This is a genomic window from Ruegeria sp. AB6, assembly GCF_056542685.1.
Genome location: NZ_JBQGAD010000012.1, coordinates 1 through 26,359, shown reverse-complemented (window position 1 = coordinate 26,359; position 26,359 = coordinate 1). Strand labels below are relative to the sequence as shown.

The following is a 26,359-nucleotide window of genomic DNA, read 5'->3' as shown; positions in this document are numbered from 1 at the left end:
GTAATCCGCGGCAGATTGCGCGGGGAAGATCCAACAAACTATATGGAGGACTAAGGTGAGCACGAGATCGTCCAGTTCTTTGGTGACGTTTTCAAATCCGTTCTCTTTGTCCGGCTATCCAGATGAACTTCCTGCAGGCGAGTATGAAGTAGTTGTTGAAGAAGAACTACTACAGGGCCTGAGTTTCGAAGCATATCGAAGAACCGGAACCTACCTGACAGTTCAGGGCAAAGGCAGCAAGCCAGGCCGCACGGAAATGCGCCCAATTGACCCAGAAGATTTTGAACGGGCGCTCAAGCAAGACCAGACCTTGGCCACATCTAACAATGACAGCGATGCGGCGCTTTCCCCGCAGGAGGAATAGATTATGAACACTCCCGAATGGCTTAAACCCGGAATCTACGGCGCCTTGATCGGAGGGGTTTTCGTAGGCGTTGTTGGATTTTCTTGGGGTGGATGGATGACAGGCGGTAGTGCGGACAAGATGGCCAACGCGATGTCCCGCGACAGTGCAATAGCTGCGTTGGTTCCTATCTGCGTCGACATGGCGAGAACTGACGCCCAACGCGCCGAAAAAATAACGACGATCAATGAGGCTTCTACTTTCAAGCGTAAGGATGCCGTCATGGCGGCTGGCTGGGCAACGGTGCCGGGATCCCAAACTCCTAACAAAGACCTGGCGCAGGCCTGTATCGAGGGGCTGAACCTGGATGGATCGTAACTCAATCACTCAACATTCGGACAACGCCGTTTGCATCAGGGCAAATCGAAAAAATCAGTACCGGTTTTGCGCTCACTTAATGGCTGCGTTGTTTGTTGTCGTCTTCAGCAGTTTGGCGGGCTCCTTTATCTCATCAAGTCCCGCATCGGCCGAAACAAATTCGATCCCGGATAACGCGCATCCCAAAAAGTATGGCGACGGTTGGAAATGCGATTTGTCCTATCGGTTGAAAGGCGAAGAATGCGTGGCCATTGTCGTGCCGGGAAATGCCTACCCCACAAACAGAACCTATGGCTCAGGGTGGGCATGTATGCATGGCTTTGTTGAAGTTGGCGGCACCTCATGCACTGAAGTGATTGTGCCTGAGGGTGGATATCTCGATCCATCAGGTGAGAGGTGGCGGTGCCTGCGTGGATACACAAGAGTAGACGATAGCTGCCAGAAAATCGTGGTGCCGGATAATGCTTACCTGACGAATAGCACTTATGGATCTGCATGGCGTTGCAACCGTGGCTACGAAAAAGACGGAGAAGCATGCGTGGCAGTAGCGGTGCCGGAAAACGCTTTTCTGAACGCATCAACCAGCGGGCGTCCCTGGACGTGCGAGCGTGGGTATTTTGAGCGCGACGGACGGTGCGATGCCGTCTTTGTGCCTGAAAACGCTTTCTACGATGACGCGATCCATGGAGTTGGATGGAAATGCGAACGTGGCTACGAGGCGTCCGGTGATCGCTGCAATGCAATCGAGCTACCGGCAAATGCCCATATCGACCGATCCGGCAATGGGTGGCAATGCCACAAAAACTATCATCGATCAGAAGGGCTGTGTGTTCTGAACCAGTGAGAATTCAGACAGAAAGCCCACTTTCCCAAACTTCACAATTTTTGCCCGTCCTTACCAAGGACGCGCGTTTCACACTCTAAAAAGGAACAAATATGAAACCCGTACCCATTGCGTCGGATGCCAAGCAGTTCATTGCCAGCGATGCGCAAAAGCTGGCGCCTGAACAAGCAGTTTTTCCAGAGCTTCACCGCAAGACACTCGTGACAGATACACCGACTGCAATTGTGTATTGCGAAGGAAACTTCGCAAAGATCGATGGCAAGACGGCTAATGGTCTCGTTCGACATTCACAGGCCTATCGCGTTCTTTCGGTGATCGACAGCACGTATGGCGGTTGTGACAGTGGCAAAGTGCTTGATAATATCGCAAATCAGGTTCCCATCTTCGATGATCTTGATGCCGCCGTCGCTAATGAAGCTACGATCCCCGACACTTTTATTTACGGAATGGCGCCGGCCAGCGGCAGAATGTCCCTTGAGGATCGCGAAGTTGTTTTGGATGCGATAACGCTCGGAATGAACATCGTCAGTGGGCTGCATGAATTTCTTAGCGATGACAAGGAGCTCGCCGGATTTGCCAAAATTCACGATGTCACGATACGCGACATTCGCAAGCCGCGGCCAAATCCCGACCTGCGCCTGTTAGATGGCAGTATTGGAGACGTCCAGGCGATCCGCATCGCGGTGTTCGGCACCGATTGTGCAATTGGAAAGCGTACAACCGCGACAATCCTGACCGGCGCACTTAACGCGCATGGGATCAAAACAGTTTTGGTCAGCACCGGCCAAACTGGCTTGATGCAGGGCGCCAAGTATGGTGTCGCGATGGATTCGGTGCCGCCGCAATTTTGTTGTGGCGAACTTGAGCGCGCTGTCGTTGCGGCATCCGAGGGTGAGCACCCGGATGTAATAGTGATCGAGGGCCAGGGCGCGCTAAGCCATCCGGCTTTTTGCACATCAGCCTTCATTCTGCGAGGCAGTCAGCCACATGCAGTTATTCTTCAACACGCGCCTAAACGAAAACGTCGATGTGATTTCCCCAACATGACTATGCCCGCCCCTTGCGATGAAATCACCCTGATCGAGGCATTTGCGAACACAGAGGTAATTGGCATGACGATCAACCATGAAGGAATGAATGATGTTGAGATTTCAAAGGCCATCACAGACTACAACTGCAAATTGTATCTCCCGGTCACTGACGCATTGAACCGTCCTCCAAAAAACTTGGTGAATATGGTTCTATCTGCCTTTCCGCGCCTGCAACCCGTACGTGTTACGACGATTGAATGAGCAAGCTGCGTATCGACGTTGATCTGGACAAAATTCGGTACAACACACGGTTCCTGGTCGACCACCTTAGACCCCGCGGAATATCGGTGACAGGTGTGACAAAAGCCGTTTGCGGTCATCCTGAGATTGCGAATGCTATGCTTGAAGGTGGCGTGACAGGGCTGGCGGACGCGCGGATCAGCAATATCATGCGTATGCGCGATGCTGGAATCTCGTGCTCCATATCCTTGATCCGAACGCCCATGCTGAGCCAGGTCGCGCAAGTCCTTGATAACTGCGATGTCAGCTTCAACACTGAGATGGACATTATCGCCAGCCTGGCCATCGAGGCGCTGGGGAAGAACATTACTCACAATATTATCCTGATGGTGGAAATGGGGGATATGCGGGATGGCATCTTGCCTGAACACCTTGAAAGCACTGTGTCTCAAATTCTTAGAATGGAAGGGATTTCTCTGAAGGGGATTGGCGCAAATTTTGCCTGTCTGGGTCATGTGGCACCCTCTGCAGGGGCAATGGAATTGCTTTCGTCGCTTGCCGCCGACACCGAACTTGCAAGTGGACCCGCTCTGGAAACAGTGTCAGGCGGCGGCTCTGCCAGTTTGCCATGGGCGCTTGGTAAGGGGGCGCCCGGAATGATCAACAACCTGCGTCTGGGTGAGGCCATCCTGCTAGGTACCGATCCCGTTTCGGGGTACGCGATCGACGGGCTCTACACCGATGTTTTTACGCTTTGGGCGGAAGTGATCGAAACGAAAGCCAAATCAAACCCAAACCCCGTTCAAATGAATCACCCTATACCTTCAATGCAGTGTGTGACTTTAGACAGTCCTTCGAATACTCGGTCGATCCTTGCCATTGGACTTCAGGACACCGATGCGGCGGGTTTAATATTCCCTGCTGGCGTCACGTTCGTCGGAGCCACCAGTGATCATATCGTTGTTGAAAACACCAATTGCCTGCTTCGCGCTGGTGGCGAGATGAAGCTGAAATTGAACTATAGTGCGCTCTCGCGAGGCATGGCTGCACCCGATGTGGCAAAGGTCTTCCGTGGTGCTAGCGCATTGGCAAAATTCAGCGCTGCGAACAATGATCGCCCATATTCGAAGTGAAGGGAGCGCACCAAGATCGTCCCGATTAAACCCAAACCTCAGTCGACCGTCTTATTCTACAGCTTTACGTAGTAAATTGGGCCATCAATGCCTATATTGGTGGTATCCGCATTCGCTTTTCACGTCCCATCTTGGCTCGTGGGTGGTGCGGACAATCAAAGGATCAAAATGATGTCTTTCAAAGACCTGACGACCAGAGCGGCTGCCGCACTGAAGGAAAACGATGCGGACGCTCCAAAAAAAGAAACGACGTCTGAAGGGCCTGACGTCGCCCTCGAAAAACCAAATCCTAAGCCTCAAAGTTCATAATATGCTGCCGGGAGTGGCTGGCTTGTTCTTGTTCACATCTCCGAATGAGCTGTATTTGCAAAGGAGAACTACCTAGATGGAGCAGATAGTCAGCAAGACAATCGCAGTCTTTTCCAGGCCGTTTACTTTCCCTGGCTTTGACGAACTACTCCCGGCGGGCGAATACGAAATAGAAACTGAGCTGTTCGCTCCACCAGATTATTTGGATCCAGAAGCCTGGAAAGCATCAGTGCTAGTCTTTCTGCATCCACGGAAATCTCACCCCGGTCTGGCGCGAACCTTGACCGTTTCTCTCGCTGATTTGGACAGTGCTCAAGCAAAGGACAAGTTGTCTTCAAAGCAGTTGTCGCAGTTCATGCTCGACCAACTTTTGGCCGATCCGATGGTGCAACTGATCATGGAAGCAGATGGCGTTTCGGAGACTCAACTTCGGCACCTCTACTCGGACTCGCTCATTTCTGAGGCAAACGACAGATCATCAGATCAACGAGCCCTACCGCGAGGATGCGGAAGCGGCTCTCAGTATGCCTTCGCAGTCCAAACTGCTGAGAATGAAGGAATGCCGGTTCGTCCTAACAAAACCCCTCGGATTGCAGGAAGTTCCTTCAACCTCAAGGAATAGTGCGAACTTTTTTAGTACGCTCTTTTACATCCGCGGAGAAAACCAAATAGAAATCGAGGCTAAGAACTGATGGAAGAACCCGACAGCGATACAGATGTGATCATATCTCGCGCCCACAATGACATGCCGCAAGAACGCCTGTGCCTTCGTTGCAGAACCCCATTCTGGAGCGAAGGGTTAGGAGAGCGAATCTGTCGACGCTGCAAGGGGTAGAGCGCGTGGCGAAATGGCCTATCGGTAAGCCCTGGGCTTGCTTGGCGTCGCTGATAAACTGACGACAGCGTAACCAGCTTTTCTGATCATGTATCATTATTTGTTATTGGCGCTGACCCAGCCTGCTGATCCAGGCCGTTTTTAACGTGGAAATTGATCGGTAATCGGTGCTGAAGACGAAGCGTTTCCGGCTGGTTTAGAGGTATCAATTTACCCGAGACCGACCAGTCTCAAGTATTCGACGCAATTCTCCCAAAAGTCTGGAATCGCCATTTCCGCGGTAGCAGTTTGGCGGGTTTCGATGGTGAGACCATCGCCGTTGGTGCGGTCATGAACCGGAAGCGGAATTGCAAGATGGCGAAGCCTGGGACAACCATAGCCTAAGCAAAAGGATTTAATTACATGCAATGAGTTAACCCCGCGCTATGCCCAACTTAGCCAAACACCTGTGCAACTCATTTGGGGGGCAATGATGCGTGGCAGGTCGTTGACTGGGCGCACAAGTTGCATGCGGCAATTCCTGATTCAGAGCTGCTTGTGCTGGAGAACTGCGGTCACTTCTCCATGGAGGATCAGCCGGAAAAAATCTCAGCGCTGTTGGCTGACTTCCTCGGCCGGAACGAGTGAAGTATCAGAAATAATGCCGCCGTTCCAATAATGGGCGTGGACGGCAGCTTTGTCCGCATGGCGGTCATTTAACGCAAATAATCCAAAGTCTGGTATTCGAAGGAGCGGCCGTTCGCGCCTAATCCTTCGGAACCCGTTTTGAGATGACGGACGGCTGCTGCCGTCCGTCAAACCGTCAGATGTCGATCTTCTCCGCGATGCTCAACGCGTCGTCGAGTTCGACCCCAAGGTACCTGACCGTGCTGTCAACCTTGGTGTGTCCAAGCAGGAGTTGGACGGCCCGAAGGTTGCCAGTCTTCCGATAGATCAGCGCAGCTTTTGTCCGCCGAAGAGAATGCGTTCCGTACCCACAAGGATCCAGTCCGATGACCGACACCCAGCTGCGCACGAGACGTGCGTATTGCCGAGTCGAAATGTGCGATGAACTGTGGAACCTGCTTGGAAAGAGGAACTCGCGACCAAGCATGGCGGGCGATCTGACCCACTCAAAAATCGATCTTCGCGTGTTCTCGGACACTTCGAACTGAACTGGCCTGCTTGTCTTGCTCTGGACGATCGATACGCGGTCTCGAACTGCTCCGGCAACGACGAGATCCGCCACTTTCAGGCGAACAAGATCACAACCGCGAAGTTTGCTGTCGATAGCAAGATTGAACAGCACAAGGTTGCGCGGGTTCCCGGCGAGTTCGAGCCGCGCACGAATTGCCCAAACCTGTCTTGGCAGGAGTGGACGTTTCTGACCAATTAGTCGATTCTTGTTCCACGACGGCTGAGACGGTCTGATTATTGGAAGGTGAATACTGGACATGGTGAAGTCTCCATCCAGCCCTCCCGCACCAGGCATCGGCACCCTGCCAACCAGCGCACTTTACTGTCTTTGCCATCATAGAAACCGATCGCGCGCATCTCAAACTACAGTTTAAAACACTCAATGGCCGCTTCTGATCAAGTCGGACGTCCGATGAAAACGAGCCTATGACCGCCATGCGGACGAAGCGGACCTTGATGGTCACAGACTGAACGTCGGCTTCTGGCATTGTTGCGTGATCTGTTTCTACAGGGCAATTAAAAATTGTCTGTCCGTTTCGAGCAAACTTACAATGCCGGGCAACTTTCTTGTTCTATCTTCTACTTTCCGACAAGAATTGCGTGTTCCCGTTCTATAACCTTTTCCCAATCGCCTTGCGTTTTCAGACCGGTCGAAGAATCTCCCATTAGCGAAGTCACCATCAGTCTTCCGCGCGCTTTCGCTTCTTCTTTCGAAAACCCGGCCTGTTCAAACATCCAGGCGGCGAAGTGGAACCGTTTGCCGATGGTTCTTTGATACGATTCTTTCACCTTCTCATCGGTGTTCGCCCACACTGAGACAGCGTGATCCGGCAAGGCGGCGTCCTCTTCTATGACCTTTTTCATAAGAAGAAGAATGCGGTCTTCCGGGGGACCGCCAAATGTCTTTGCCTGTGCGATCACTTTGTCAGTCAGTTCCTGCTCCCAATATCTGAGAACCTCATCCAAAAGCTCTCGGACGTTCTTGAAATGCCAGTAAAAGCTACCGCTTGTCAGGTTCAGTCGCTTTGCCATTGGCACGACTTTTATCGCGGAAACGCCACCCTCGTTGAGGACTTTGTAGGCCAGCAATATCCAGTCTTCCTTGGTCGCGGCGTTTTTGGGTGAGGCTCGGGTGGCAGTTTCTGACATTCAGATTATAGCATTCATTATTTGACATAGAGTAGTCTATGGTCGTACCGTAGAGGAGTCTATGGGCAACTGGGAGTTCACGACATCGTGCTCTCAGAAACGCCATGCAGAAATGGGGGGATCAATGAAAAGCATTATGAATTCCACGACTGGCGCACTATTGGCTTTGGGTTTGTCGTTGGCTGGCACCGCTTCAGCGCAAAATGCGCTGCCGACTGGTCGAACTGCTTCTGCAATAGAAAATGGTGTTTATCCAGCGTCATACTTTCCCAACACTGAAATCCTTGGCACGGATGAAATGCGTATCACGGCATTGGGGACGGGTATGCCAAACCAAACCAAGGCAGCCGTCTCGATTTCGTTTTATGTGGAACTTGGGAATGGGGACGTTTTTCTTTTTGACGTAGGAACTGGCGCAACGGGAAACCTGTTCTCGCTGCGACCGGACTTTGCGAAGATCGACAAGGTCTTCTTCAGCCATTTGCATGTTGACCACGTTGGAGATTTCATGGGCCTCCACGTTGGGGGGTGGCTTTCAGGCAGATATACCCCGCTCCGCATCTTCGGCCCGTCCGGATCAGAAGATGAACTGGGCACTAAAGCCTATGTTGATGGCATGTCCAAAGCTTACGCTTGGGACTTGGCCACGCGAACGGGCGCACTGCCCGATGACGGCGCCAAGCTTGAAGTCACTGAATTCGATTACATGCAGGAAAACGAGATCGTTTATCAGGAGAACGACGTCACGATCCGGTCTTGGCCTGCGATCCACAGCTTAGATGGCTCGGTAAGTTATTCTCTGGAATGGAATGGACTGAAATACGTATTTGGCGGAGATACTTACCCAAACAAATGGTATGTAGAATATGCCAAAGGGGCGGACATCGCTTCTCACGAGGCGTTTCTTCCACCTGATGCTTTGGCCCCGTATTTTGGCTGGGACATGAAACAGGCGACCTATGTAGCTACGCGCGTTCATACCGAACCTGCGGCCTTTGGCAAAGTCATGTCTGCGGTCGAGCCGCGTATGGCCCTCGGATATCACTCTGTTCTTTCACCAGAAAATTATCAGGCGATTTTGGAAGGCGTCCGTTCGACTTACGATGGGCCTCTGACGCTCGCACGAGATCTACAGGTGATCAACGTGACCAAGGACCAGATCGTTGTTCGGGAAGCGAGTGTTGATGACTATGCGTTGCCACCCGCTGTGAGCGACGAGTACATCAATGCCCCGCGTTCAAAAGAAAAAGAGCCGTCTGACAAAGTCAATGCGGGAAAATGGGAGGGTTACACGCCACCGCCAATGCCGGATAATTAACCTTCAGGGTGAACAAAATTCCGATTTGGCAGTACCTGTACCGACTATTCCTGATGCTGGGCCTGGTGGCCTCAGGTGCACAGGCCGTTTCGGCGGATGTCGTTCTGACAAACGGTTCAGAAGTTGCCCCCAATATTGCTGTCCTTCATGTCAAAGAGGATGGGGTCTACGTCGACCTTGAGATCTATGTCGAAGATATTCCGTTTTTTGCGGATATGTTGCCAATAGGATGGTCATCAGATTTCGTCGGGGGTGAGCCGGAGGCTGAACAAGATACCAATCAAGGTTATGCGCAAGCCGAAAGCCGGGCGCTTTCGATTGTTGCAGGCGACGAACGGGTCCTAAACGCTGATATCAGAAAGGTGGAATACCGAACGCGCATAGACCGGGCCGCGCCGCTTGCAGGTCAGCGCGATCCATTCTCGGGGCAAGTTGTTCCCAGCCCGCCAAAAGATCCGCGCGTTTTATTCGCGGAAGTGTTCTTTCCGTTTCAAAACTTAGTTCCCAAGGAGCTGACTATAGTGCCGCCATCGCGGCTTGGTGAACCACTGGCGACTATCGGGATGCAGGTTTTTGACCGTGAGGTTCCGGTCACGGATTTCAGCTTCTTGTCAAAGCCAGCAGAGTTAAAGATTCACTGGCCTGATCCGTGGGATAGCCGCTTTTCTGCTGAAAGCCTGAATCGAAAAGCGCAGGACGGGACATCCACCTTTCTTTACATCGAACCTCGTGAAGTTCGTCATGAAACACTGATCCGCTTGCGTGAACTAGCGCCTTGGATTGATGAAACCACGGAAGTGGGTCAAATGCTTTCGCCACAGCGCAGCGCCTTGATCGTAAACGAAGCGGCGTCCTTCCTGGCGTCTCGTAACCCGGTGACAATTGATGGCAAATTAGTGCAACCGTCAAACGCTACAGCAAAACTCCTGGAGCTAACATCGCAGGGTTATCAGGTTGTCGAGCCTGGAAAGGAAGTGTCTGTGAACAATGCGTTTATCGGAGCTATCCTGTCGTTCTCATCGGCAGACCTTCCCGATCAGGTGACGGTCACATGGGATATGTTTGACGAGGAAATTTCCCGCGTTGCGACCATTTCAAACGATATCGCCGGGCCATTCTTTGGAGCTGTGAAACCGGCAGATCCTCAATTTCACTGGCAGAACCACTTGCTCCAATACGAAAGAGCATCTGTTACTCAGATTCCAGTTGAGCAGAAGACACGGCAGAACCCGGCAATGGCTTTGATCTCCGGTATGATCAGTGCCGCATCAATTGGTTTTTTCCTTCTGTGCAAGGGCAAAGTTGCAAAGCGCGTCAGTTGCGTAACCATGATTGCCGCAACATCGGCAACCGTCGCATTTTCGGGATATTTGTCGGAGGTACCGTGGAATAAGCCCGAGCCCCCTAAGCCGCAGGTTGCGGAAGATATACTGCGCTCAATGGTCGAGAACTTGAGCACGGTGACTCTGGAAGTTTCGCCGGCCGCAAGAAAGTCAGAGCTGGCACATATTGTGACGGAAGCGTCTCTGAGTGACATCGCAACAGAGGTTGAACGTGGTCTCGCGATCCGAACGCCAGGAGGCAGTCTTGCAACGGTTACTGATATCAGCGACCTGAAATTGGAGCGCATTAACCCGACCCTCAAGCCGGGAGGATTTAGTGCCCTGACCAAATGGACAGTGAAAGCACAAGGCGGTCATTGGGGGCACGCCCATTTGCGCGCCGTTACGTTTCGGGTGCTGGCGGAGGTCATACCTGAGTCAGGCCATTGGAAGCTGGATGGATTAACTGTAATCGAGGCTCGCGATCCAAATGCATAAGTATTTAAGATCACAGGTTTTTGCTCTTGGTGCTCTGTTTGTCGGAGTGCTCTTGTCACTGACGCTATCAGCCTCGGCGCATTTTTTGCTTAACCTCAACGTTCGAATTTCGCATGTCGAGCATTTCGAAGACGGCCTACGTATCTACATGCGCACGCCTATGCCTTATCTGGTTGCAGATAAGGTCGGTGATCAGAATGGTGATGCCTTGCCGGATGCTGCACCATTCACGACCAATGCCATGAGCGACGGTCAGTTGGTCCACTTTGTCGACTTGCAGGCTGCCATGAGCGATCCCAATGGGCTAGGGCAACTCGCAGAAGGTGGATTACATCTGTTGGTCGACAATCGGCGCCTAAGAGGAACAGTTGAGACCATTCGCTTGCATCGCGTTGGAAATGAGCCCGGATTCGCAACTTTGGCCGAAGCTCAGAAGGCCGTGGAAACCGAAACGGCCCTCCTGCCACCGCTTTTTGTTGGTGACACAATTGTCGATCTCGTCCTGTATTATGACACTATCGGCCCGGTGCAATCGTACAGCATTGCCAACGTGCTGGACCCCGATTTGCCGGATCAGGACCAAACGGCCAACCTCATTCTCGACTACGCGTCAGACACACCTCAGATTTTCCGATCTCGGGGTCTGATGACTGAACCATTGCTGATTCAGAAGAAGGGGTATGGAGGATTCCTGAGTTTCGTCTGGGAAGGCATACGACATATCCTCGAAGGGTTGGATCATGTTTTGTTTGTTGTGTGTTTGGTCATTGGGGCGCAGACACTCAGGGCGCTATTGCTGCGTGCAACCGGTTTTACCTTTGGGCATAGCGTAACGCTGTCGCTGGGGTTTTTCGGGTTTGTACCATCGGGCGCGTGGTTTGTTCCTGCCGTCGAAACCGGGATCGCGCTTTCTATCATTTTTGCAGCCGTCGCGGCGTTTGTGAGTTTTAAGGACAATGCGCGCTCTGAAGCCACGATGGTGCTTCTGACAACGCTGATTGGCCTCTTGCACGGGCTTGGGTTTAGCTTTGTGTTGCACAATATCTTGCAGATCACATCTCCAAACATCTGGCAAAGCCTGCTTGCTTTCAATCTTGGCGTCGAGCTTGGCCAAGTTGCCATTATTCTTGCACTCTGGCCTGCCTTGATAATGTGTCGGCGCGTGAACTCCAGTTTGTGGATGTCCCTTAGAGTGGGCTTAGCCGGTGGATGTGCGGCTATCGCTTCCTATTGGACCTTTCAGCGAGTTGCCGAAGTTTATTCCACGTTGGCTTAAAGTCATTGCGATGGCGCGTGCCGCGATGGTCACCTGGGAGAAAAGCGGACATTCGGCTGTTCCGCAGCATAAGACAGATTGGGCTCAACGCGGTCATTCGCCGCGCCAGACACGAATGACTGATCTGCGGACGAAGCCGCCAATCGGTCTCTTAGTGCAAGAGGTCGCAATCGGCCCTTAGCGGACTCTTGGGTCACACACCGGGAACGGCAGTTTTCGGAAACACAGCAAGTCGGCAAGTTGAGCTACATACGCTGAACACGCAGGTTTCTGTTCATCAAGCCGCAGACTGTTGTAACCAGGCAGGTCAATTCACTGCCTGACCAGGCACCGCTTCGACAACCGGCACGGACGCCGGGCATCGGGAATGCGCGCCGAAAGTCATTGCGGGTCAAAGATTGATCCGCAGCCTCAGGCCGAACACGGTCGGGTCCTGATCGTTGAAGCCCGGGTTGATCAGGTGCTGGACATCCGCCGTCAGGGCGACATTGTCCGACAGGTCCAACCGGTAGAAGGTTTCCATCGTCGTCTGGGTGTCGAGTGTTTCATCCACCGGGGCAGCGACCGTTGCGCCGAACCCGAACAGGTCGTCATAGAGGCCCGGCCGCCATAAAAGACCGGCATTGGCCGCACGCCGGGCGATCGGCGCCTCCCCCTCCGACCAGCCGAAACGTCCGTAGATCATGAACTCCTCGTTTATCGTGTGGTTGGCTGACAGGATCGCCCCGTAACTTTCCGGCAGGCCCGCCTCTGCGCGTTCGTCGACGTGAAACACGCCGAGGTGAACGTTGGTTAGAAAACGCTTCGAGCGTTCGGGGGTCCATCCGATCTCGGCGTATTTGTAGAATTCGGGGCCACCGGGGAACCACTCGACATCGGTCAGCGAGCCGTTCGCGTCCGACAAGACACCGAGGGCATAGATCTGGTCGGTCAGGAAACCGCCCCCCGCGATTCCGAAGCCGGGATCGGGGAGCGGCAGGACCGGGCTGAACAGGATCGAGAAATTGGAAAACGTGGTGCGTGGGTTCACGTAGCCGAGGATGTCCGAGTAGTCTCCCGGATCGATCCGGCCGGCCACGAAGCCGGCACGCCCGCCGGCGAGAGTCTGGGACCAGTAGGCGACGGAGAGGGTCGTGTCGGTGTCACTGAAAGTCGTTGCGGTGACGCCCGCATAGCCGATCTCTCCGGCAAGCCCTCCGGGCGCAATGTCTGTGCCAAGCAGGTGGCGGTTCTCCAATGAGAAGACAAGTTGCCCGGGGTTTTCACCACCGCGGTTGAGCAGCGTCCACTGGCCAAGAATGCGGGCCTGGCCCAAAGCGGCTTCTTCGATATCGGTCAGGCTCTCGGTCGCAGACTGATAATAGGCCTGGTAATCGAAGGAAAGGTTCAGGCCGGTGCGTTCGGCAAAGCTTTGTCGCGATGCCTCCAAGGGGTCCAATGCGGCATCCAGCCCCGGCCAGCGAGAGTCCTGCAACCGTCGGATCCGGTCCTGCTCCAGTTGGGCCTGCGTGGAGGCCGGGCCACCCAGCGAGACTGCGGCGGCGGCCTCCAGGGCGGAGGGTGGCGGGCTTTCCTGCGCGATGGCTCCGGTTGAGACCCAGAAGCCAGCAACGATGACCGTACCGAGAAGCCTTGCCTGTCCCATGTCAGTTCTCTCTTGTTGCTTTTGGTTTTCTTCGGCCTGTTTATGCAAGTATCGCCAGAACCACATCCCGACCGGACTAGAGAACCAAGGCCGACAAGGTGGCGGTAATCATGGCGGGCACGCCGTCTTTCCATGTGTCCCAGATCAGGTGGCAGCCGATTGCGCCAAGCGACGTGCCCAGAAGGGCGGCGGCCCCGAGCGGCCCGAGCAGGCTGCCCTGAAACCAGATCGCCACCGCCCCAAACAGCTCGACGACCCCGACAAGCGCCATGATCTGACGATTCAGCCCGTATTTGACGAACATCGCCAGTTGCGTTTCGAAGATGAGTTTCTGCCAGCCAAGGATCTTGATCGAACTGGCGAACAAGAAGAACGCGGACAGCAGGCCAATTGCGATCATCAACATGAGTGTCGCCGGCCCCTGCGGGCATGGTTGAATATCATCTGGTGTTCCATTCCCTGTTCGTCCCCTGCTCGGGCGATCAATTGACCGCCCAACGCAACACTTTCGCAGCCTTGGAGAAGACCTACCCGCCCCAGTTGGCCTCGTAGACGCGCATGAGGTTTTCGCCCATCAACGCGCGGATCTCGGCCTCGCTCCAGCCATGCTCGTCTTCCAGAACCTGCGCGACAGCCCAGGCATCGGCGGGCGGCGCCATTTGCGTCGGCAGGCCATAGCCCTGCGCCGGCGGGTATTTCTCCGGGTTGCTGATGATCGGACCGAGGGCGACACCGTAGTTCTCCACGTAGTCAACACCGAAACATGTCGCCTGCTTGCCGACCATCTGGCCGATATAGTCGATATGCTTGGCTATCGCCTTGGGGGTGGCGTCCCCTTGCGGATTCAGGAAGCCGCCAAGGAAATTGACACACACCACGCCGCCGGTTGCCGCAACCGCGCGGATGGCCGCGTCCGTGACGTTTCGGAAATTGCCAAAGAGCGCATCAGAGTTGCTGTGAGAGATCATCATCGGCTTCGCGGTGATCTCGGCGGCGTCAAGGCAGGTCTGCCAGGAGGAATGCGAGCAATCGACGATCATGCCAACACGGTTCATCTCGGCGACGACCTTGTAGCCCAACTCGGTCACGCCGTTATCGGGAATAGCCGGATCGTTGGCGACCATGCCGGCGGAATAGGCGCCGGTCTGGTTGTAGCTGAAGTTCATCTGCCGGATGCCGAGATCCCAGTATCTTTGGACGTTTTCGAGGTTCTCATCCAGCATGTCCATGCTCTGGGAATTGAGCATGATCGCGACCTTTCCGGCAGCCTTGGCATCCCGCAGATCCTGAACGGTCGTGGCAATCACGAAGCGCTCAGCGTTCTCCTCGACCCATTTCTGCATCACGTCGATACGTTCCAGCACCGCGAGCGCGCCTTCCGAGCCGTTCGAAATTGTCGTGCTGAAGGCCGCGAACCCGGACCCCTCGTAATGATCCGCAAGGCTCTCCCAATCCTTCAGCAGGAAAGCAATACTCTCGAACCCCGGCGATCCGACCGCCAACGCGTCGATCATGAAGGCGTCGGCATAGCGCTCCCGATATGCCAGATCGCCCCTACGCGCCTCATCGCCGCGCGGGTCGGCCATCTCGACCAGTTTTTCGATGCGGGCGGCGATCTCCTCGTCGCTTGGCGCGGATTGAGCAATTGCCGGGCCACCCAGAACCACCACTGCAAGAGCAAGCCCTGTTGTTCGTTTCATTGTGTCGTCCTCTCCGTCGTCTTTCGGTTACTTGAGATCGTCCTGCGCCTTGATCTCCTGCACCCGCTCGAGGGCTTCGGCCATGTCGGCGCTGCTCATCAACTCGATCATCTGGTATTCGGTCAGCAGCCCGTCGCCGAGGCGGCTGACATAAAAGGCCTGGATGAAGGTCGGGTCGTCCGGAAGGGCCACGGTGATGTAGTTCTTCCCGTTCCCCAGCCCCCAGTAGTAGCTCAGAAGCTCTCCACCGAGCGCCTCGATCCCACCTTTCACCGAGGCCGCGCGGTCTCCGGGATTGGCGATCTGCATCTCCCAGGCGGCGCTGTTGGAAGTGCCGATGAACAGAAAGGTGCGCATGTTTGCAGCGTCTTCGGCGGTGGCCATCGAGCCGCAGAGGGCCATGAGAGTACCAAAGGCGAGATGTTTCACAGTCTGTCCTTTCCCGGATACTTGTGTCGGATGAAAACGCGGGGCGGACGAGGGAGACCGCCCCGTGCTCACCTCAGTCCAGCGTGTTCTTGTAGATCACGCCGTCCTTCATGATGACCTTCAGGTTGGGATCAGGATCGGCCAGAAGCAGGATGTCTTCGAGCGGGTTGCCATCGACCAGCAGGAGATCCGCGTAAGCGCCTTCCTCGACCACGCCGAGCGGGCCATCCTGGTACGGGTTGTTCAGGCCCGTAAGCCGGTTCATGCGGGCGCCGTTCGATGTGGCCATCCGCAGAATGTCAAAGGGTTTGAACTTGGCCTCGTGCAGGTATTTGAACTCGTCGTTCATTTTCTTGTCCTGCTCAAGTGTCTGGTCCCAGTTGTTGATGAGATCGGTGCCTAGCGTGTAGAGGTCGATCATGCCCGGTGTCGTCTGGATCACCTCGATCATGTTGGCGGCGGCGTCACGGACGCTCTTCCATTTGGCGAACGAGGCTGGCGTATAAAACGCCTCTGCCTGCTCGGTTGAAACCGAGTAGACCGGTGCTACCGCAGTTGCGAACATGACTTGTTTGTCGACCATCTCTTCGGCCACTTCGGCAGTCAGAAACGGGATGTGCTCGACGGTTTTTGCCCCGTTGTCGATACAGTTGCGGATCGCCTGTTCGGTGAACACGTGGCAGGTCACGTAGGTGCCCCATTGCTCGGCCGTTTTCACCGCCATCTGGATTTCGTCGTCTTGATATTGCAGTGAATGCAGAGGGTCGAATTCCGAGGTCACACCACCGCTGACCATGATCTTGATCTGGGTTGCGCCGCGGCGCAGGTTCTCGCGCACGGCCATGCGGATCTGCTCCGGGCCATCCGCGATGAAGCTCATATCCGTGTCGACCCAATGCAATGGACCTTGCCCCGACAGGGTAGGATGCCGGTCGTTCAGCTTACGGAAATCGGCATGGCCCGATGTCTGCGTGATGAAAGCCTCGGAAGAATAGATCCTCGGGCCGGGGAACATGCCGGTATCGATGATCCGCGCGATGGACTTTGCCGGTCCGCCCAGATCGCGAACCGTCGTGAATCCGTTCATCAGGATGCGTTCGGACCGGATCGTTGCGACGCCGCCAAGATGGAAGGGCGTGATGTTCTGGCGCAACCCGTCGCTGAGCGGGTTGAAAACCGTAAGGTGCACATGCTGGTCGTGCATCCCCGGCATGAGCGTGCGCCCGCCGCCGTCAATCATGGTTGCGTTGGGCGCTTCGATCCCGTCCGTCGAAATCTCCTTGATCAGGTTGCCTTCGACCAGAACGCTGGCGTTTTCGATCCGCGCCTCGTTCACGCCGTCAAAAACATGGACATTGGTGAACAGGGTCTGCGGCAGCGCTTCGTCCTGCGCAAAGGACATGCCTGCGGCGAGCGTCACCACTCCCGCCAGCAATGTGGACTTGAAAATATGCTTCATGAGTTTGCCCCTCCGGAAGGTTGACGGCGGGGCCAGCGCCCCGCCGAAACGTTCAGTCCAGCGTGTTCTTGTAGAACTTGCCGTCCTTCATGATCACGCGAATGCTCGGCACCTCCTGCCCGCGCGGTTCGGCATCAAACCATGTATCGACAGCGCCGATGGCCGTGATGTCTTCGAGCGGGTTTCCGTCAACGATGAGGATATCGGCATAGGCGCCTTCTTCGATTACGCCGAGCTTGCCTTCGGGATAGGGGTTTCCGCGTCCCGTCAGCGCGGCCAGCTCGCCGCCATTCGAGGTCATCATCTGCAAGGCCCAGAGGTTGCCGAACTCACGCGCCATGAAAGCCTTGGTGAAGTCCATCGACTGCCGGTACGGCACACCGGTCAGCAGCACGTAGTCGGAATCGAACACCATCTTCGGCTTGTACTTCCGCACCAGATCAAACAACTGCTCGCTGTTTTTCCGCAACCACAGGAACTTCGCCGTCGGCGGGAAGGTCGGGTCCTGATGCATCGGATGCTCCAGCGCCTCGGGCGCCAGCGCGGTCAAGTTGGGCGAGAAGAATGCCCCCTTTTCCACCAGCTTCTGCATGGTCGGCTCCGTGATGGTCAGGCCGTGATCCACCACCTTGACCCCGAGATCGAGCGCGCGCGACAGGTCGCTGTCCATGAAGACATGCATGGCGACATAGGAGTCCATGTCCCCGGCCACCTCGACGGCTGCGGCGATCTCCGCGTCAGTAAAGGCGGACTGGTAGATCGGGTCCTTGATAGAGGTCACACCGCCGCTGACCATGATCTTGAGGTAGTTGGCCCCAAGCGCAAAGTTACGCCGCGCGCCGTGGAGTACTTCGGCAGGGCCGTCGACAAGCCGCGTGATCTCCAGACGTTCAAGATTGCTTTCGTTCTTGCGCTGCCCGGCGATCCCCCAGTCGCCGTGACCACCGGTCTGGCTGAGGCAGGCACCGGATGAGTAGATCCGTGGTCCGGGAAGCGAACCCTCGTCGATTACCGCACGAAGTCCACCATGTGCACCGCACATGTCGCGCACCGTTGTGAAGCCCATCGCCAGCATTTCCTGCGCAAAGGCCGCAGAACGTGCGCCGATCTCTTCCCAAGTCGTGTCCTGAAGGCCCGGGATCGTGCCATCCTTGTACATATTCACATGCACATGGCTGTCGATCAGGCCCGGCATCAAGGTGCGTCCGCCGCCGTCGATCACATTGACCTCGACCTCTTTGGTCTCGATTCCGCGTTCGGTCTGGACAGTGAAAGAATAGCCGTCGATACCGCCAACAGGGTCGGGCAGGCGCTTGCTTCCGCCTGTCTGTACCTGGACCTCCCATGTCCCGGATTCGGGAATGCCCTCTGCAATCTTGTGAATCTTGTTCTTGACGACGAGCACGTCGACATCTTTCAAGCCGTCATTCACCCCGTCGAAGACCATCACGTTTTTGAACAGCGTGACCTCTGATGGAATGTTGGGGATATCCTGCGCAATAGCGGTGGTCGTCAACGCAACTGCCATGGACATGGCCGGCAGCAACGCCTTCAGGTTGAGTGTTGTCATTCGGTGTCCTCCCAAGGGTCGGTCTTCCTGCGGACCGGTCCTCCCACTATGCACATGTGCCCCGAGATTCTTTTGACCCGCTGATCCCGTGGTGCGTTTTTCTGACCCGATCCGGTCAATTTCAGCCAATTTCTGCTTGGCCTTCAGGCGCGCGCGCCCGTAGCGTGGTGGAGAGCGAAAGGGTGATGTGGATGCCGCAAGGAGAACAAAAGGACGGATTGTCCCTCGTGCGTGCTACGGTTCTCGGTCCGGTCGTGGCGATGATGCGGCGGCTCGATGTGGACCCCGCCTTCGCGCTTGGGCTGCATGGTCTGTGCGAGGAACAGGTCCTGAACCCGGCCGCCTTCATCCCGCATGACACGGTCTATGCAGCGCTGACCACTATCGCCGATGTGACACGGCCAGATATCTGCGCATTGGCTGGGCAACAGACAGACCTGTTGAACTTCCTGCCGCGTGGCGCGCTCCTCGGCCAGTCGGTGACCCTTGGCGATTTCTTCACCCGGTTCACCCAGATCGTCTCGAAGGAAAGCAACGCGGTGTCCTTCCGGCTCGTGATCGAGGAGGAACACGCCTACTTCACCACCAGCCGCAACTTCGAACCCGAGGCGTCGCCGAGCCATTCGGACGCCTTTCTCGTTGGGATCTGGATCTCCCTGCTGCACCGCGTTCTCGACTTCAGATGGGATCCAACCCAGGTTGTTCTGCGCCTGTGTGACCCGACCCTATTGCCGGAGCAGTTTCATGGCGTGCGGGGCATCAAGTGCAACAACAGGGGATTCTCGATCCGCTTTCCGGTGGCCTGGTTGTCGCTTCCAATCAACCCCGAGGTCCTCGCGAACCACGACAATGATATCGAAGAACCGGTTCAGGTCGATGTGCCCCTGGACTACCTCGAAGGCTTCGAAATTCTCGTGCGGTCAAGGCTGTCCGATCCGGCGCTGACGGTGAGCGAGGCCGCCCGGATGTGCAGCATCACCACCAAGGTGCTCAACAAGCGCTTGTCCTCCTACGGGACAACGGCTTCCAAGGTGATCAACAGACTCCGGATGGAACGGGCCTCGGAGTTGCTCACCGGGTCTGATCACTCGATCAAAGAGATTGCCCAATTGGTCGGCTTATCCGAAACATCGGCCCTGACCCGTGCTTTCACGCGGAACTTCGGCATGTCCCCGAAAGATTGGCGCAAGAAGGAGGCACAAGAGGCCCAAATTGCCGGTGCGCCTGCAGATTAGCCTGACCCCGCTGCGACTTTTCAGCTACCGAAATCTCTTGGGACCTCGGTCGCCCAAGGTAATGCCGAAGAGATGCATGAACCGGCGAGCCCTTCGCCGGGAGCAATCGATGGGAAAGGAGACCTCCGTGCTATCCGCAGCGAACTTCCGTTTGCCGCCCTTAGCGACAAATGCTGCACTTAATTTCTAAGTCGCCTTCGGGCTCGGTGCGGTCATCTGAGTGTTTTTGTAAGATGTCTGATTTGTGCCATGAAGCGGCAATTCGCAATTTGAAGCTCAAAGCAAATAAATGGACTCTCGCTGGCATTAACCTCTCTGTAATTGGAGGTGTCCAGTGTGAGCCTTTGGGTGTCAATTTAGATCCGGCTTTGTCTATCCGAGTTTGTTGATACCCCACTCGCTATGTATCTCGCGGTCGTTGAGAGAATAGTCCGACCTTTCGAGATTTTGGGTAAAGGTCCCGCAGAGAATATTGATGGCTCAAAATAAGCGCCTCGTTTCTTAGTTCGGCACAGTCTGTGCTGATGCTATAGTAGCCGATAAAGGGAACTGAGATGCCGTCAGAAACTTCAAAGGGCCGTCATTCTAGTGACTTTGTTCAAAGCGCGATTTCAGAACTAAATATCGAATGTCTTTGTGTTCGTTTGGGGCTTGATGACGAAAAAGCATACTTCTTCAAGACGGGCTTAACAAACATCTTCGAGGAAGCGGAAGCTCTGTATGAGCTAAGGAAGGAGCTTAAAGAGGCTGGCTGTCAAGGGTCTTTCAACAGTCGGGATCGCAGTGTTCGACATGAGTCTCGTAAAAATCTGGAGGAGTTATCGAAGGCTCTGAACGTCGCTGCAGAACATGCAAAGGATTGTGATTGGATTTTAGATGAAGTGTTCATCTCTTCGGATACAAGCTTCCTGCTTGGAGCGTTGACGACCTCAGAAGCAAGCAAACAAATTTTTTCAGAAGTCGCGCTAAGCAGCACTGACGAGCGTTCAGGTGAATTCCCAGACATTGAGCGCGAGTTATTGGAATACCGTGATGTTGCCAGCAACCTGGATCCACAACACTTGCGCTACGTAAAATCGCCAATCCACTCCTTGTCTGAGATTCTCAAGGCTGTTGCTTCCACTTTGAGCAAAGATTTGGAAGATACTCACAGGCCCAAAGGTCGAGGTGCCGACAAGGCCCGAAATCACCTATTGAGAAAGCTCTTTGATCTTTACGAGGAAATTTTTGACAAACCTCCACCCATTCGTGAGGACGGTCCATTCGTGGACCTTTGTACGGAAACGTTTTCGCAATTTGCAAAACTTGGGTCATCAAAAGCGACCTCCGAGTTTTCCGAGTTAAAGGAAAGCGCCATCAAGAGATTCGTAAAACAACGAAGACAAAGTTCCGACTAGGGGCAAAACAGACCAAATATTTTTCCTGCGTTCTGCCCCTGCCCTCCGCACGACCCTCTCGTAGACACCGGACTATGAGAGACAAAACACAGCATAAGACATCGTCAGAAGATCTGGAGTTAATTCATCGACTCCACGATTTCGTGCGCGTCATTGCTCGTTCTGCGGCCAGGCAATGGCTCGATCACGAGCAAGAAAGTCTCTCTGACCCGTCAAAAGGCAAATTGGAGGATGAAGCCGGTGACCAATAAACCGAACCCAGAGGGCCTGGCAGGCATGCTCAGTGTTGCTGACGTTGCTAACTACTTTGGTGTAGCTCATCGCACCGTTTTTCGTTGGATCGAGCTCGGCAAACTAAGCTCGGTGAAGGTTGGACGCGTCGTAAGGGTTACGCCCTACGACCTCGATAGTTTTGTGCGCACGCACAAAACTGATCGTCGCACGCCACCATACCGGCAGCGCTGATTTCTTGTTTGTTTTCAGCGGGTCAATCTCTGTGCGTGGAAACCCTCCAGGAAGAGTATGTGATTTTCTTCAGCGAGTGTTTTCCCAATTTTCAACATCTGTCTTCAGGAGACAACATGAGACATGAACTGTTCGAGCCAGTCACACTAGAATGTGTGCTCAAGCAACTAAAAAACAATGACCATCTGACCAAAAGTCAGAGGTCCGCGATGGACTCAGCTGTCAAAGCGGTCTCGAAGATGCTCGCCATGCCGCCAAGCGGGATCTCTATCAATATCGCAGCGTTTCGAATTGCGTTGGAACAGGGCCAGCCCGGACGGTTTGGTATGAGCCAAAAGCGGTTTAGCAACATCCGTTCGGCGTTTGGTCTCGCGCTCATTGTGAGCGGTGTCGAACTCGAACCTTTGCGCCTAAAGGCGCCTCTGACCGCGGAATGGGCAATCTTAAACGAAATGATCTTGAGACAACCCGATCGTCGCGTTCTAATCCGCTTCATGAGGTGGTGCAGCAAGACCGGGGTGCCACCTTCAGCGGTGACTCAGGAAACCATAGACCAATACTATGATCGCGTGGCCAACCACAGTCTTCTCTCGAAGGCGGACGCGAAGTTTCAGATGCTAATAAAAAGATGGAACGAGTACGCGACCAAGGTCCCGGCTTGGCCAAAGGTGCAATTGTCCGGTCTGAACCGGGCGAGAGGGTTTCAAATCCCGCACGAAGACTTTCCCGAGAGCTTTCGGAAGGACCTCCAGGACTTCTATAAATTCCTAATCGCGGACGATGTCTTGCAAATTCGCACCCTTCCGCCCCAACGCTTAGTGTCAGCCCAGAAGCGGGTTGAGAACCTCAAGCGTGCGGCATCGATTCTCGTCCTCAAGGGCTTGCCAATTGAGCGGGTCGTCTCTTTGGCGGTGCTTGTGGAGTACGACAACGCCAAAACTGTTCTGGGCTGGTATCTGGAGAGGACAGAGGGCAAGCCAAACCGGCAAACCCAAATCTACGCGACCGACTTGCGCAGCGTGGCACGCCATTGGGTCAAGCTCGATGAGACTGCAATGAAAGCCTTTAGCGAACTATGCCGTCGTGTGCATTACGAGCAAACTGAGATGACATCGCGTAATCGCGAGACCTTGGCCCAACTCAAAGACCCTGAGTTGATCCAGCGCTTTAAGAACCTGCCAAAGAAGGTTTTTAACCAAAACCTGCGTGTCAAAAACCCTTCGCAAATCGAAGTGTTTCGCGCAAGTGCAGCGCTGGCAATTGCGATCCTACAAGCGGCTCCGATCCGCTTGAAGAACCTGAACAACATCTCCTTGTCCAGGAATCTGGTGCGCCGAGGAAAATCATACGCATTGGTTTTTGAAGCTGACGAAGTCAAAAACCATAAGATACTGGACTACCCGTTACCTGACCGCGTGGCGTCAATGATCGATCGCTACTTGGATCGGATTTGGCGTCAGATTGCAGCCCCTGGGTGCGACGTATTGTTCCCTGGCAAGCAGGGTGGACCAAGAGCCAAGCAAGGCCTCGGAGAGATGATTTCCGTGACATGCGAGCGTGAGCTGGGCATCAGGCTTACTGCCCATCAGTTTCGCCACATTTGCGGTTTTTTGTACCTGCAGAAGAGACCTGGCGATTACGAGACGGTGCGAGTTCTTCTTGGGCATAAGTGGATTCAAACTACCATCCAGTTCTATGCGGGTATGGAGACTGAGGCAGCCGTAAGCCTGTACGATGAAATCGTTTTTGGTGGTGCCTCGGGATCACGTGATGGGAGGCGCAGATCATGATAGCGCCCCTCAAGATCAGCTACAGTGCCCTACCCTTTTGCGAATGGTCACCCGAGGATAAGCAGGCCTGGGTGGCCGCCAAGACACCAGGCAACGTACTTGATGGAAGTGGCCCGGCTGCTTCCTGGAGTGCTTTTACCCAGGAGAAGGTAGAATTGACTGTAGGCAGGTTCCTTAAATGGCTTCTTGTTGAAAGGCATGTAAATGTGCCAGTTGTGCCTTCAAACATTGGCGAAGCAACCCTACTTGCCTATTTGGATTTTCTAAGGGTGCGAGTCAGTCCGGTATCGGTACATACGTATTTTAAAGACCTGCTCAGCTACTGCCGGGTTGCCTGGCCGAATGTAGACAGGTCCGTTCTGTGCACTATGGAGCGCAATTTGCGCTGGAAGGCTGTGCCTTCTCGAAACAAAAGCTCGAAGATTGTTGCCGTTTGCGACCTTTTGAACTTGGGGCGTGACCTACAAAATGAGGGACTCGCGCTGATTGAGAATCGTCCCATTCACGGTGCACTCTTGGTCCGAGATGGTTTTGCGATCAGCTTCCTTGCTCTTCGCCCGCTACGCATCCGAGCATTTGGCTCACTTCAAATCGGTCAGCACATCAAACAAGTCGGGGACGCATGGCGCATTCACATCCCGCCGGAGCTTTCTAAAACCAAGCAGCACTGGGAAGGCCCGTTCCCCGAAATCCTGCGGGCTGACCTCGAATTCTACTTGAACGTCGGACGCTCCATTTTGCTGACCTATCAGAGCCAAAAAACAACGGCACAAGAGCGAAAAACGGCGTGTTCAGAGCTTTGGGTGGGTCGCAGCGGTCAGGTGATGCCTTACAAGGAACTTGGCGAAGTCATCGCCAAACGCACAAGAGAGAAATTTGCGGTTCGCATTGGACCGCATTTTTTTCGTGACTGCGCGGCGACTTATGTGGCAACCCACAGCGGTGAGGACGTTGGTGTCACAAAATCAATTCTGGGCCATAGCACTCTTCGAAGCTCTGAGAGGCACTACAATCAGGCACGTCAGAACGATGCTGCAAAAAAATATTTTGACGCTATGGGGTTCGGTGTTGCCAACGCCAATGCCTACAAACGACGGAGTCGCAGATGATTGAACAAACACCACACGTTGCTCTCTACGCCCGCTACAGCTCCGACAATCAGCGCGACGCATCGATCGAAGATCAACTCCGCCTTTGCCACGAACGCGCGGGGAGCGAAGGTTGGACCATTGTGGATAGCTACTGTGACCGATCGATTTCAGGCGCGAGCCTGATCCGCTCAGGCATTCAATCCCTTCTGGAAGATGCGTCAGCTGGCAAGTTCAATCTTGTTCTAGCGGAATCCCTTGATCGCATTTCTCGTGACCAGGAAGACATTGCAGGTGTTTACAAGCGTTTGGCATTTGCTGGCGTTCAGATCGTCACCCTTTCCGAAGGCCCGGTATCTGAATTGCACATCGGGTTAAAAGGCACGATGAGCGCTCTGTTCTTAAAGGATCTCGCAGACAAAACACGTCGCGGTCTGCGCGGTCGCGTTGAAGCTGGGCGATCAGGAGGTGGGAACAGCTACGGGTATGATGTCGTGCGACGCCTGGAGGCCGACGGCTCACAAGCAACCGGTGAACGCAAAATCAATCCAGACCAAGCAATCATAGTCACCCGCATCTTTGAAGACTATGTGGCGGGCATTTCACCACGCAAAATTGCCCAAGCTCTCAATGAAGACGGTGTTCCTGGTCCAAGAGGAAAGGCGTGGGGCGCTTCCACCATTCACGGCAACATAAGCCGCGGGACCGGCATATTGAACAATGAGCTCTACGTTGGCCGCCTGGTTTGGAACAGGCTTCGCTACCTCAAAGATCCTAAAACCGGGCGCCGGGTTTCACGGCTCAACCCGCCTGAAGACTGGATTTCAGTGCCGACACCGGAATTGCGCATTATTCCACAGGAACTTTGGGACGCTGCAAAGTCACGCCAAAAAAGAACGGCTCTCCCTAAGCGGACCAACCGGGGGTACGCACTGGGCCGCGCCCGACGGGCAAGGTACCTGCTATCAGGTCTTCTTACTTGCGGTGTCTGTGGTGGCGGCGTGTCTGTGATTTCACAAACCCACATCGGGTGCTCTTCTGCGCGCAACAAAGGCACGTGCGATAATCGCAAGTCCATTGCACGAACCAAAGTTGAAGAAAGGGTTCTTTCTGCGCTTTCTCACCAATTGATGAACCCGGAACTGTTCAATGCCTTTTGCGAGGAGTTTGTCACAGAGACCAACCGGTTGAGATCCACATCACAATCGTCTCGCGCGTCGAAGAAAGCCGAACTCGCAAAGACCAATCACGCTTTGGCTCGTCTGGTTCAAGCACTGATCGACGGGGCACCGGCGTCGACCGTCAAAGACAAAATGGCTGAGTTGGAAGCGAGGAAAGCCCAATTGGAAAATGACTTGAACGCGGCGCCAGCGCCCCAACCTGTGCTGCACCCCAACATGTCGAGGCTCTATCACTCCAAAGTCAGCGATCTTGCCAACGCCCTCAATGAGCCCGACGTACGCAGCGAAGCTGCCGAGGCGCTGCGCGCTCTGATCGATAAAGTGGTGCTGACACCATCTGAAGATGGATATGACATTGATCTGCATGGAGATCTTGCCGGCATTCTCGCCTTAGCGTCTGGCAAAAAAGCAAAAACCGCCCAAGCCGACATGGCTGAGGCGGTTTCGCAAATATCGTTGGTTGCGGGAGCAGGATTTGAACCTGCGACCTTCAGGTTATGAGCCTGACGAGCTACCGGGCTGCTCCATCCCGCGTCAGAGTCAGATTT

At 54.6% G+C, this 26,359-nt stretch carries 24 protein-coding genes and 1 tRNA gene; 16 read left to right on the top strand and 9 right to left on the bottom strand.

The window, feature by feature from the left end; all coding sequences use genetic code 11:
- Window positions 1-55: 55 nt before the first annotated feature.
- From ACR0DB_RS19175 to ACR0DB_RS19145, 7 genes are all read left to right on the top strand, one after another.
- Window positions 56-364 carry a hypothetical protein gene (locus tag ACR0DB_RS19175; RefSeq protein ID WP_170520028.1) on the top strand — a complete coding sequence of 103 codons (309 nt, stop codon included), beginning with the start codon at window positions 56-58 and terminating at the stop codon, window positions 362-364.
- 3 nt (window positions 365-367) lie between these two features.
- Window positions 368-721, top strand: coding sequence for a hypothetical protein (locus tag ACR0DB_RS19170; protein ID WP_170356896.1), 354 nt, complete (start codon window positions 368-370; stop codon window positions 719-721).
- Entirely contained in the window at window positions 711-1,565 is an 855-nt protein-coding gene (locus tag ACR0DB_RS19165; RefSeq protein WP_170356897.1) for a hypothetical protein, read from the top strand. The genes ACR0DB_RS19170 and ACR0DB_RS19165 overlap by 11 nt, the downstream gene beginning before the upstream one ends.
- A gap of 92 nt (window positions 1,566-1,657) precedes the next feature.
- Window positions 1,658-2,857, top strand: coding sequence for an N-acetyltransferase DgcN family protein (locus ACR0DB_RS19160; RefSeq protein WP_170356898.1), 1,200 nt, complete (start codon window positions 1,658-1,660; stop codon window positions 2,855-2,857).
- A complete protein-coding gene (locus ACR0DB_RS19155) occupies window positions 2,854-3,969 on the top strand; it encodes an alanine/ornithine racemase family PLP-dependent enzyme (RefSeq protein WP_170356899.1) in 1,116 nt (371 codons plus the stop codon). The genes ACR0DB_RS19160 and ACR0DB_RS19155 overlap by 4 nt, the downstream gene beginning before the upstream one ends.
- Before the next feature lie 171 nt (window positions 3,970-4,140).
- Entirely contained in the window at window positions 4,141-4,278 is a 138-nt protein-coding gene (locus ACR0DB_RS19150) for a hypothetical protein (protein ID WP_170356900.1), read from the top strand.
- 76 nt (window positions 4,279-4,354) lie between these two features.
- On the top strand, window positions 4,355-4,900 hold the full coding sequence (locus ACR0DB_RS19145) for a hypothetical protein (protein WP_480552531.1): 546 nt from the start codon (window positions 4,355-4,357) through the stop codon (window positions 4,898-4,900).
- Window positions 4,901-5,915: 1,015 nt separating this feature from the next.
- Here ACR0DB_RS19145 and ACR0DB_RS19140 read toward each other — a convergent pair.
- Window positions 5,916-6,548 carry a tyrosine-type recombinase/integrase gene (locus tag ACR0DB_RS19140; RefSeq protein ID WP_170356902.1) on the bottom strand — a complete coding sequence of 211 codons (633 nt, stop codon included), beginning with the start codon at window positions 6,546-6,548 and terminating at the stop codon, window positions 5,916-5,918.
- A 320-nt stretch (window positions 6,549-6,868) separates the two neighbouring features.
- A complete protein-coding gene (locus ACR0DB_RS19135; RefSeq protein WP_170773681.1) occupies window positions 6,869-7,438 on the bottom strand; it encodes a TetR/AcrR family transcriptional regulator in 570 nt (189 codons plus the stop codon).
- 124 nt (window positions 7,439-7,562) lie between these two features.
- Between ACR0DB_RS19135 and gntH the strand changes: the two genes are divergently transcribed.
- The 3 genes from gntH to ACR0DB_RS19120 all read left to right on the top strand — a co-directional run bounded on the left by gntH (window position 7,563) and on the right by ACR0DB_RS19120 (window position 11,852).
- Entirely contained in the window at window positions 7,563-8,756 is a 1,194-nt protein-coding gene (gene gntH, locus ACR0DB_RS19130) for a guanitoxin biosynthesis MBL fold metallo-hydrolase GntH (protein WP_170773682.1), read from the top strand.
- Between the two features lie 53 nt (window positions 8,757-8,809).
- The gene (locus tag ACR0DB_RS19125) at window positions 8,810-10,576 is read left to right on the top strand and encodes a hypothetical protein (protein WP_480552530.1); all 1,767 of its coding nucleotides are present in this window, start codon (window positions 8,810-8,812) and stop codon (window positions 10,574-10,576) included.
- 160 nt (window positions 10,577-10,736) lie between these two features.
- Complete coding sequence (locus ACR0DB_RS19120; RefSeq protein ID WP_480552529.1) at window positions 10,737-11,852, top strand: HupE/UreJ family protein; 1,116 nt, start codon at window positions 10,737-10,739, stop codon at window positions 11,850-11,852.
- A 391-nt stretch (window positions 11,853-12,243) separates the two neighbouring features.
- Here the strand turns inward: ACR0DB_RS19120 and ACR0DB_RS19115 are convergent, their stop codons facing one another.
- From ACR0DB_RS19115 to ACR0DB_RS19090, 6 genes are all read right to left on the bottom strand, one after another.
- Window positions 12,244-13,497, bottom strand: a complete 1,254-nt coding sequence (locus ACR0DB_RS19115; RefSeq protein ID WP_480552528.1) for a carbohydrate porin — start codon at window positions 13,495-13,497, stop codon at window positions 12,244-12,246.
- A 76-nt stretch (window positions 13,498-13,573) separates the two neighbouring features.
- The gene (locus ACR0DB_RS19110) at window positions 13,574-13,903 is read right to left on the bottom strand and encodes a DoxX family protein (RefSeq protein ID WP_170356698.1); all 330 of its coding nucleotides are present in this window, start codon (window positions 13,901-13,903) and stop codon (window positions 13,574-13,576) included.
- 121 nt (window positions 13,904-14,024) lie between these two features.
- On the bottom strand, window positions 14,025-15,197 hold the full coding sequence (locus tag ACR0DB_RS19105) for a dipeptidase (RefSeq protein ID WP_170356697.1): 1,173 nt from the start codon (window positions 15,195-15,197) through the stop codon (window positions 14,025-14,027).
- Between the two features lie 27 nt (window positions 15,198-15,224).
- On the bottom strand, window positions 15,225-15,626 hold the full coding sequence (locus ACR0DB_RS19100) for a hypothetical protein (protein ID WP_170356696.1): 402 nt from the start codon (window positions 15,624-15,626) through the stop codon (window positions 15,225-15,227).
- 73 nt (window positions 15,627-15,699) lie between these two features.
- The gene (locus ACR0DB_RS19095; protein WP_170356695.1) at window positions 15,700-17,085 is read right to left on the bottom strand and encodes a metal-dependent hydrolase family protein; all 1,386 of its coding nucleotides are present in this window, start codon (window positions 17,083-17,085) and stop codon (window positions 15,700-15,702) included.
- A gap of 52 nt (window positions 17,086-17,137) precedes the next feature.
- Window positions 17,138-18,655: an amidohydrolase family protein gene (locus ACR0DB_RS19090; RefSeq protein WP_170356694.1), complete on the bottom strand. Its 1,518-nt coding sequence runs from the start codon at window positions 18,653-18,655 to the stop codon at window positions 17,138-17,140.
- A 185-nt stretch (window positions 18,656-18,840) separates the two neighbouring features.
- Here ACR0DB_RS19090 and ACR0DB_RS19085 point away from each other — a divergent pair, with 185 nt between their 5' ends.
- From ACR0DB_RS19085 to ACR0DB_RS19060, 6 genes are all read left to right on the top strand, one after another.
- Window positions 18,841-19,890: a helix-turn-helix domain-containing protein gene (locus tag ACR0DB_RS19085; RefSeq protein WP_480552527.1), complete on the top strand. Its 1,050-nt coding sequence runs from the start codon at window positions 18,841-18,843 to the stop codon at window positions 19,888-19,890.
- Window positions 19,891-20,444: 554 nt separating this feature from the next.
- Window positions 20,445-21,287 (top strand): hypothetical protein, encoded by an 843-nt coding sequence (locus ACR0DB_RS19080; RefSeq protein WP_480552526.1) that lies wholly within the window; start codon window positions 20,445-20,447, stop codon window positions 21,285-21,287.
- Window positions 21,288-21,527: 240 nt separating this feature from the next.
- On the top strand, window positions 21,528-21,752 hold the full coding sequence (locus ACR0DB_RS19075; RefSeq protein WP_480552525.1) for a helix-turn-helix domain-containing protein: 225 nt from the start codon (window positions 21,528-21,530) through the stop codon (window positions 21,750-21,752).
- Between the two features lie 116 nt (window positions 21,753-21,868).
- Window positions 21,869-23,542, top strand: coding sequence for a tyrosine-type recombinase/integrase (locus ACR0DB_RS19070; protein WP_480552524.1), 1,674 nt, complete (start codon window positions 21,869-21,871; stop codon window positions 23,540-23,542).
- The gene (locus tag ACR0DB_RS19065) at window positions 23,539-24,651 is read left to right on the top strand and encodes a hypothetical protein (RefSeq protein WP_480552523.1); all 1,113 of its coding nucleotides are present in this window, start codon (window positions 23,539-23,541) and stop codon (window positions 24,649-24,651) included. The genes ACR0DB_RS19070 and ACR0DB_RS19065 overlap by 4 nt, the downstream gene beginning before the upstream one ends.
- Window positions 24,648-26,312, top strand: coding sequence for a recombinase family protein (locus tag ACR0DB_RS19060; protein ID WP_480552602.1), 1,665 nt, complete (start codon window positions 24,648-24,650; stop codon window positions 26,310-26,312). The genes ACR0DB_RS19065 and ACR0DB_RS19060 overlap by 4 nt, the downstream gene beginning before the upstream one ends.
- Here the strand turns inward: ACR0DB_RS19060 and ACR0DB_RS19055 are convergent.
- A tRNA-Met gene (locus ACR0DB_RS19055) sits at window positions 26,269-26,345 on the bottom strand. The two genes, ACR0DB_RS19060 and ACR0DB_RS19055, sit on opposite strands and share 44 nt — an antisense overlap.
- Window positions 26,346-26,359 lie beyond the last annotated feature (14 nt).

What these genes read in the sequence shown, in the direction of transcription:
- ACR0DB_RS19060 (WP_480552602.1), top strand. Translation starts at nt 24,648, where the DNA reads ATGATTGAACAAACACCACACGTTGCTCTCTACGCCCGCTACAGCTCC.
- ACR0DB_RS19105 (WP_170356697.1), bottom strand. Translation starts at nt 15,197, where the DNA reads ATGAAACGAACAACAGGGCTTGCTCTTGCAGTGGTGGTTCTGGGTGGC.
- ACR0DB_RS19090 (WP_170356694.1), bottom strand. Translation starts at nt 18,655, where the DNA reads ATGACAACACTCAACCTGAAGGCGTTGCTGCCGGCCATGTCCATGGCA.
- ACR0DB_RS19170 (WP_170356896.1), top strand. Translation starts at nt 368, where the DNA reads ATGAACACTCCCGAATGGCTTAAACCCGGAATCTACGGCGCCTTGATC.
- ACR0DB_RS19150 (WP_170356900.1), top strand. Translation starts at nt 4,141, where the DNA reads ATGTCTTTCAAAGACCTGACGACCAGAGCGGCTGCCGCACTGAAGGAA.
- ACR0DB_RS19165 (WP_170356897.1), top strand. Translation starts at nt 711, where the DNA reads ATGGATCGTAACTCAATCACTCAACATTCGGACAACGCCGTTTGCATC.
- ACR0DB_RS19095 (WP_170356695.1), bottom strand. Translation starts at nt 17,085, where the DNA reads ATGAAGCATATTTTCAAGTCCACATTGCTGGCGGGAGTGGTGACGCTC.
- ACR0DB_RS19115 (WP_480552528.1), bottom strand. Translation starts at nt 13,497, where the DNA reads ATGGGACAGGCAAGGCTTCTCGGTACGGTCATCGTTGCTGGCTTCTGG.
- ACR0DB_RS19070 (WP_480552524.1), top strand. Translation starts at nt 21,869, where the DNA reads ATGAGACATGAACTGTTCGAGCCAGTCACACTAGAATGTGTGCTCAAG.
- ACR0DB_RS19145 (WP_480552531.1), top strand. Translation starts at nt 4,355, where the DNA reads ATGGAGCAGATAGTCAGCAAGACAATCGCAGTCTTTTCCAGGCCGTTT.
- ACR0DB_RS19085 (WP_480552527.1), top strand. Translation starts at nt 18,841, where the DNA reads ATGTGGATGCCGCAAGGAGAACAAAAGGACGGATTGTCCCTCGTGCGT.
- ACR0DB_RS19110 (WP_170356698.1), bottom strand. Translation starts at nt 13,903, where the DNA reads ATGTTGATGATCGCAATTGGCCTGCTGTCCGCGTTCTTCTTGTTCGCC.
- ACR0DB_RS19155 (WP_170356899.1), top strand. Translation starts at nt 2,854, where the DNA reads ATGAGCAAGCTGCGTATCGACGTTGATCTGGACAAAATTCGGTACAAC.
- ACR0DB_RS19140 (WP_170356902.1), bottom strand. Translation starts at nt 6,548, where the DNA reads ATGTCCAGTATTCACCTTCCAATAATCAGACCGTCTCAGCCGTCGTGG.
- gntH (WP_170773682.1), top strand. Translation starts at nt 7,563, where the DNA reads ATGAAAAGCATTATGAATTCCACGACTGGCGCACTATTGGCTTTGGGT.
- ACR0DB_RS19135 (WP_170773681.1), bottom strand. Translation starts at nt 7,438, where the DNA reads ATGTCAGAAACTGCCACCCGAGCCTCACCCAAAAACGCCGCGACCAAG.
- ACR0DB_RS19160 (WP_170356898.1), top strand. Translation starts at nt 1,658, where the DNA reads ATGAAACCCGTACCCATTGCGTCGGATGCCAAGCAGTTCATTGCCAGC.
- ACR0DB_RS19080 (WP_480552526.1), top strand. Translation starts at nt 20,445, where the DNA reads ATGCCGTCAGAAACTTCAAAGGGCCGTCATTCTAGTGACTTTGTTCAA.
- ACR0DB_RS19120 (WP_480552529.1), top strand. Translation starts at nt 10,737, where the DNA reads ATGCCTTATCTGGTTGCAGATAAGGTCGGTGATCAGAATGGTGATGCC.
- ACR0DB_RS19125 (WP_480552530.1), top strand. Translation starts at nt 8,810, where the DNA reads ATGCTGGGCCTGGTGGCCTCAGGTGCACAGGCCGTTTCGGCGGATGTC.
- ACR0DB_RS19065 (WP_480552523.1), top strand. Translation starts at nt 23,539, where the DNA reads ATGATAGCGCCCCTCAAGATCAGCTACAGTGCCCTACCCTTTTGCGAA.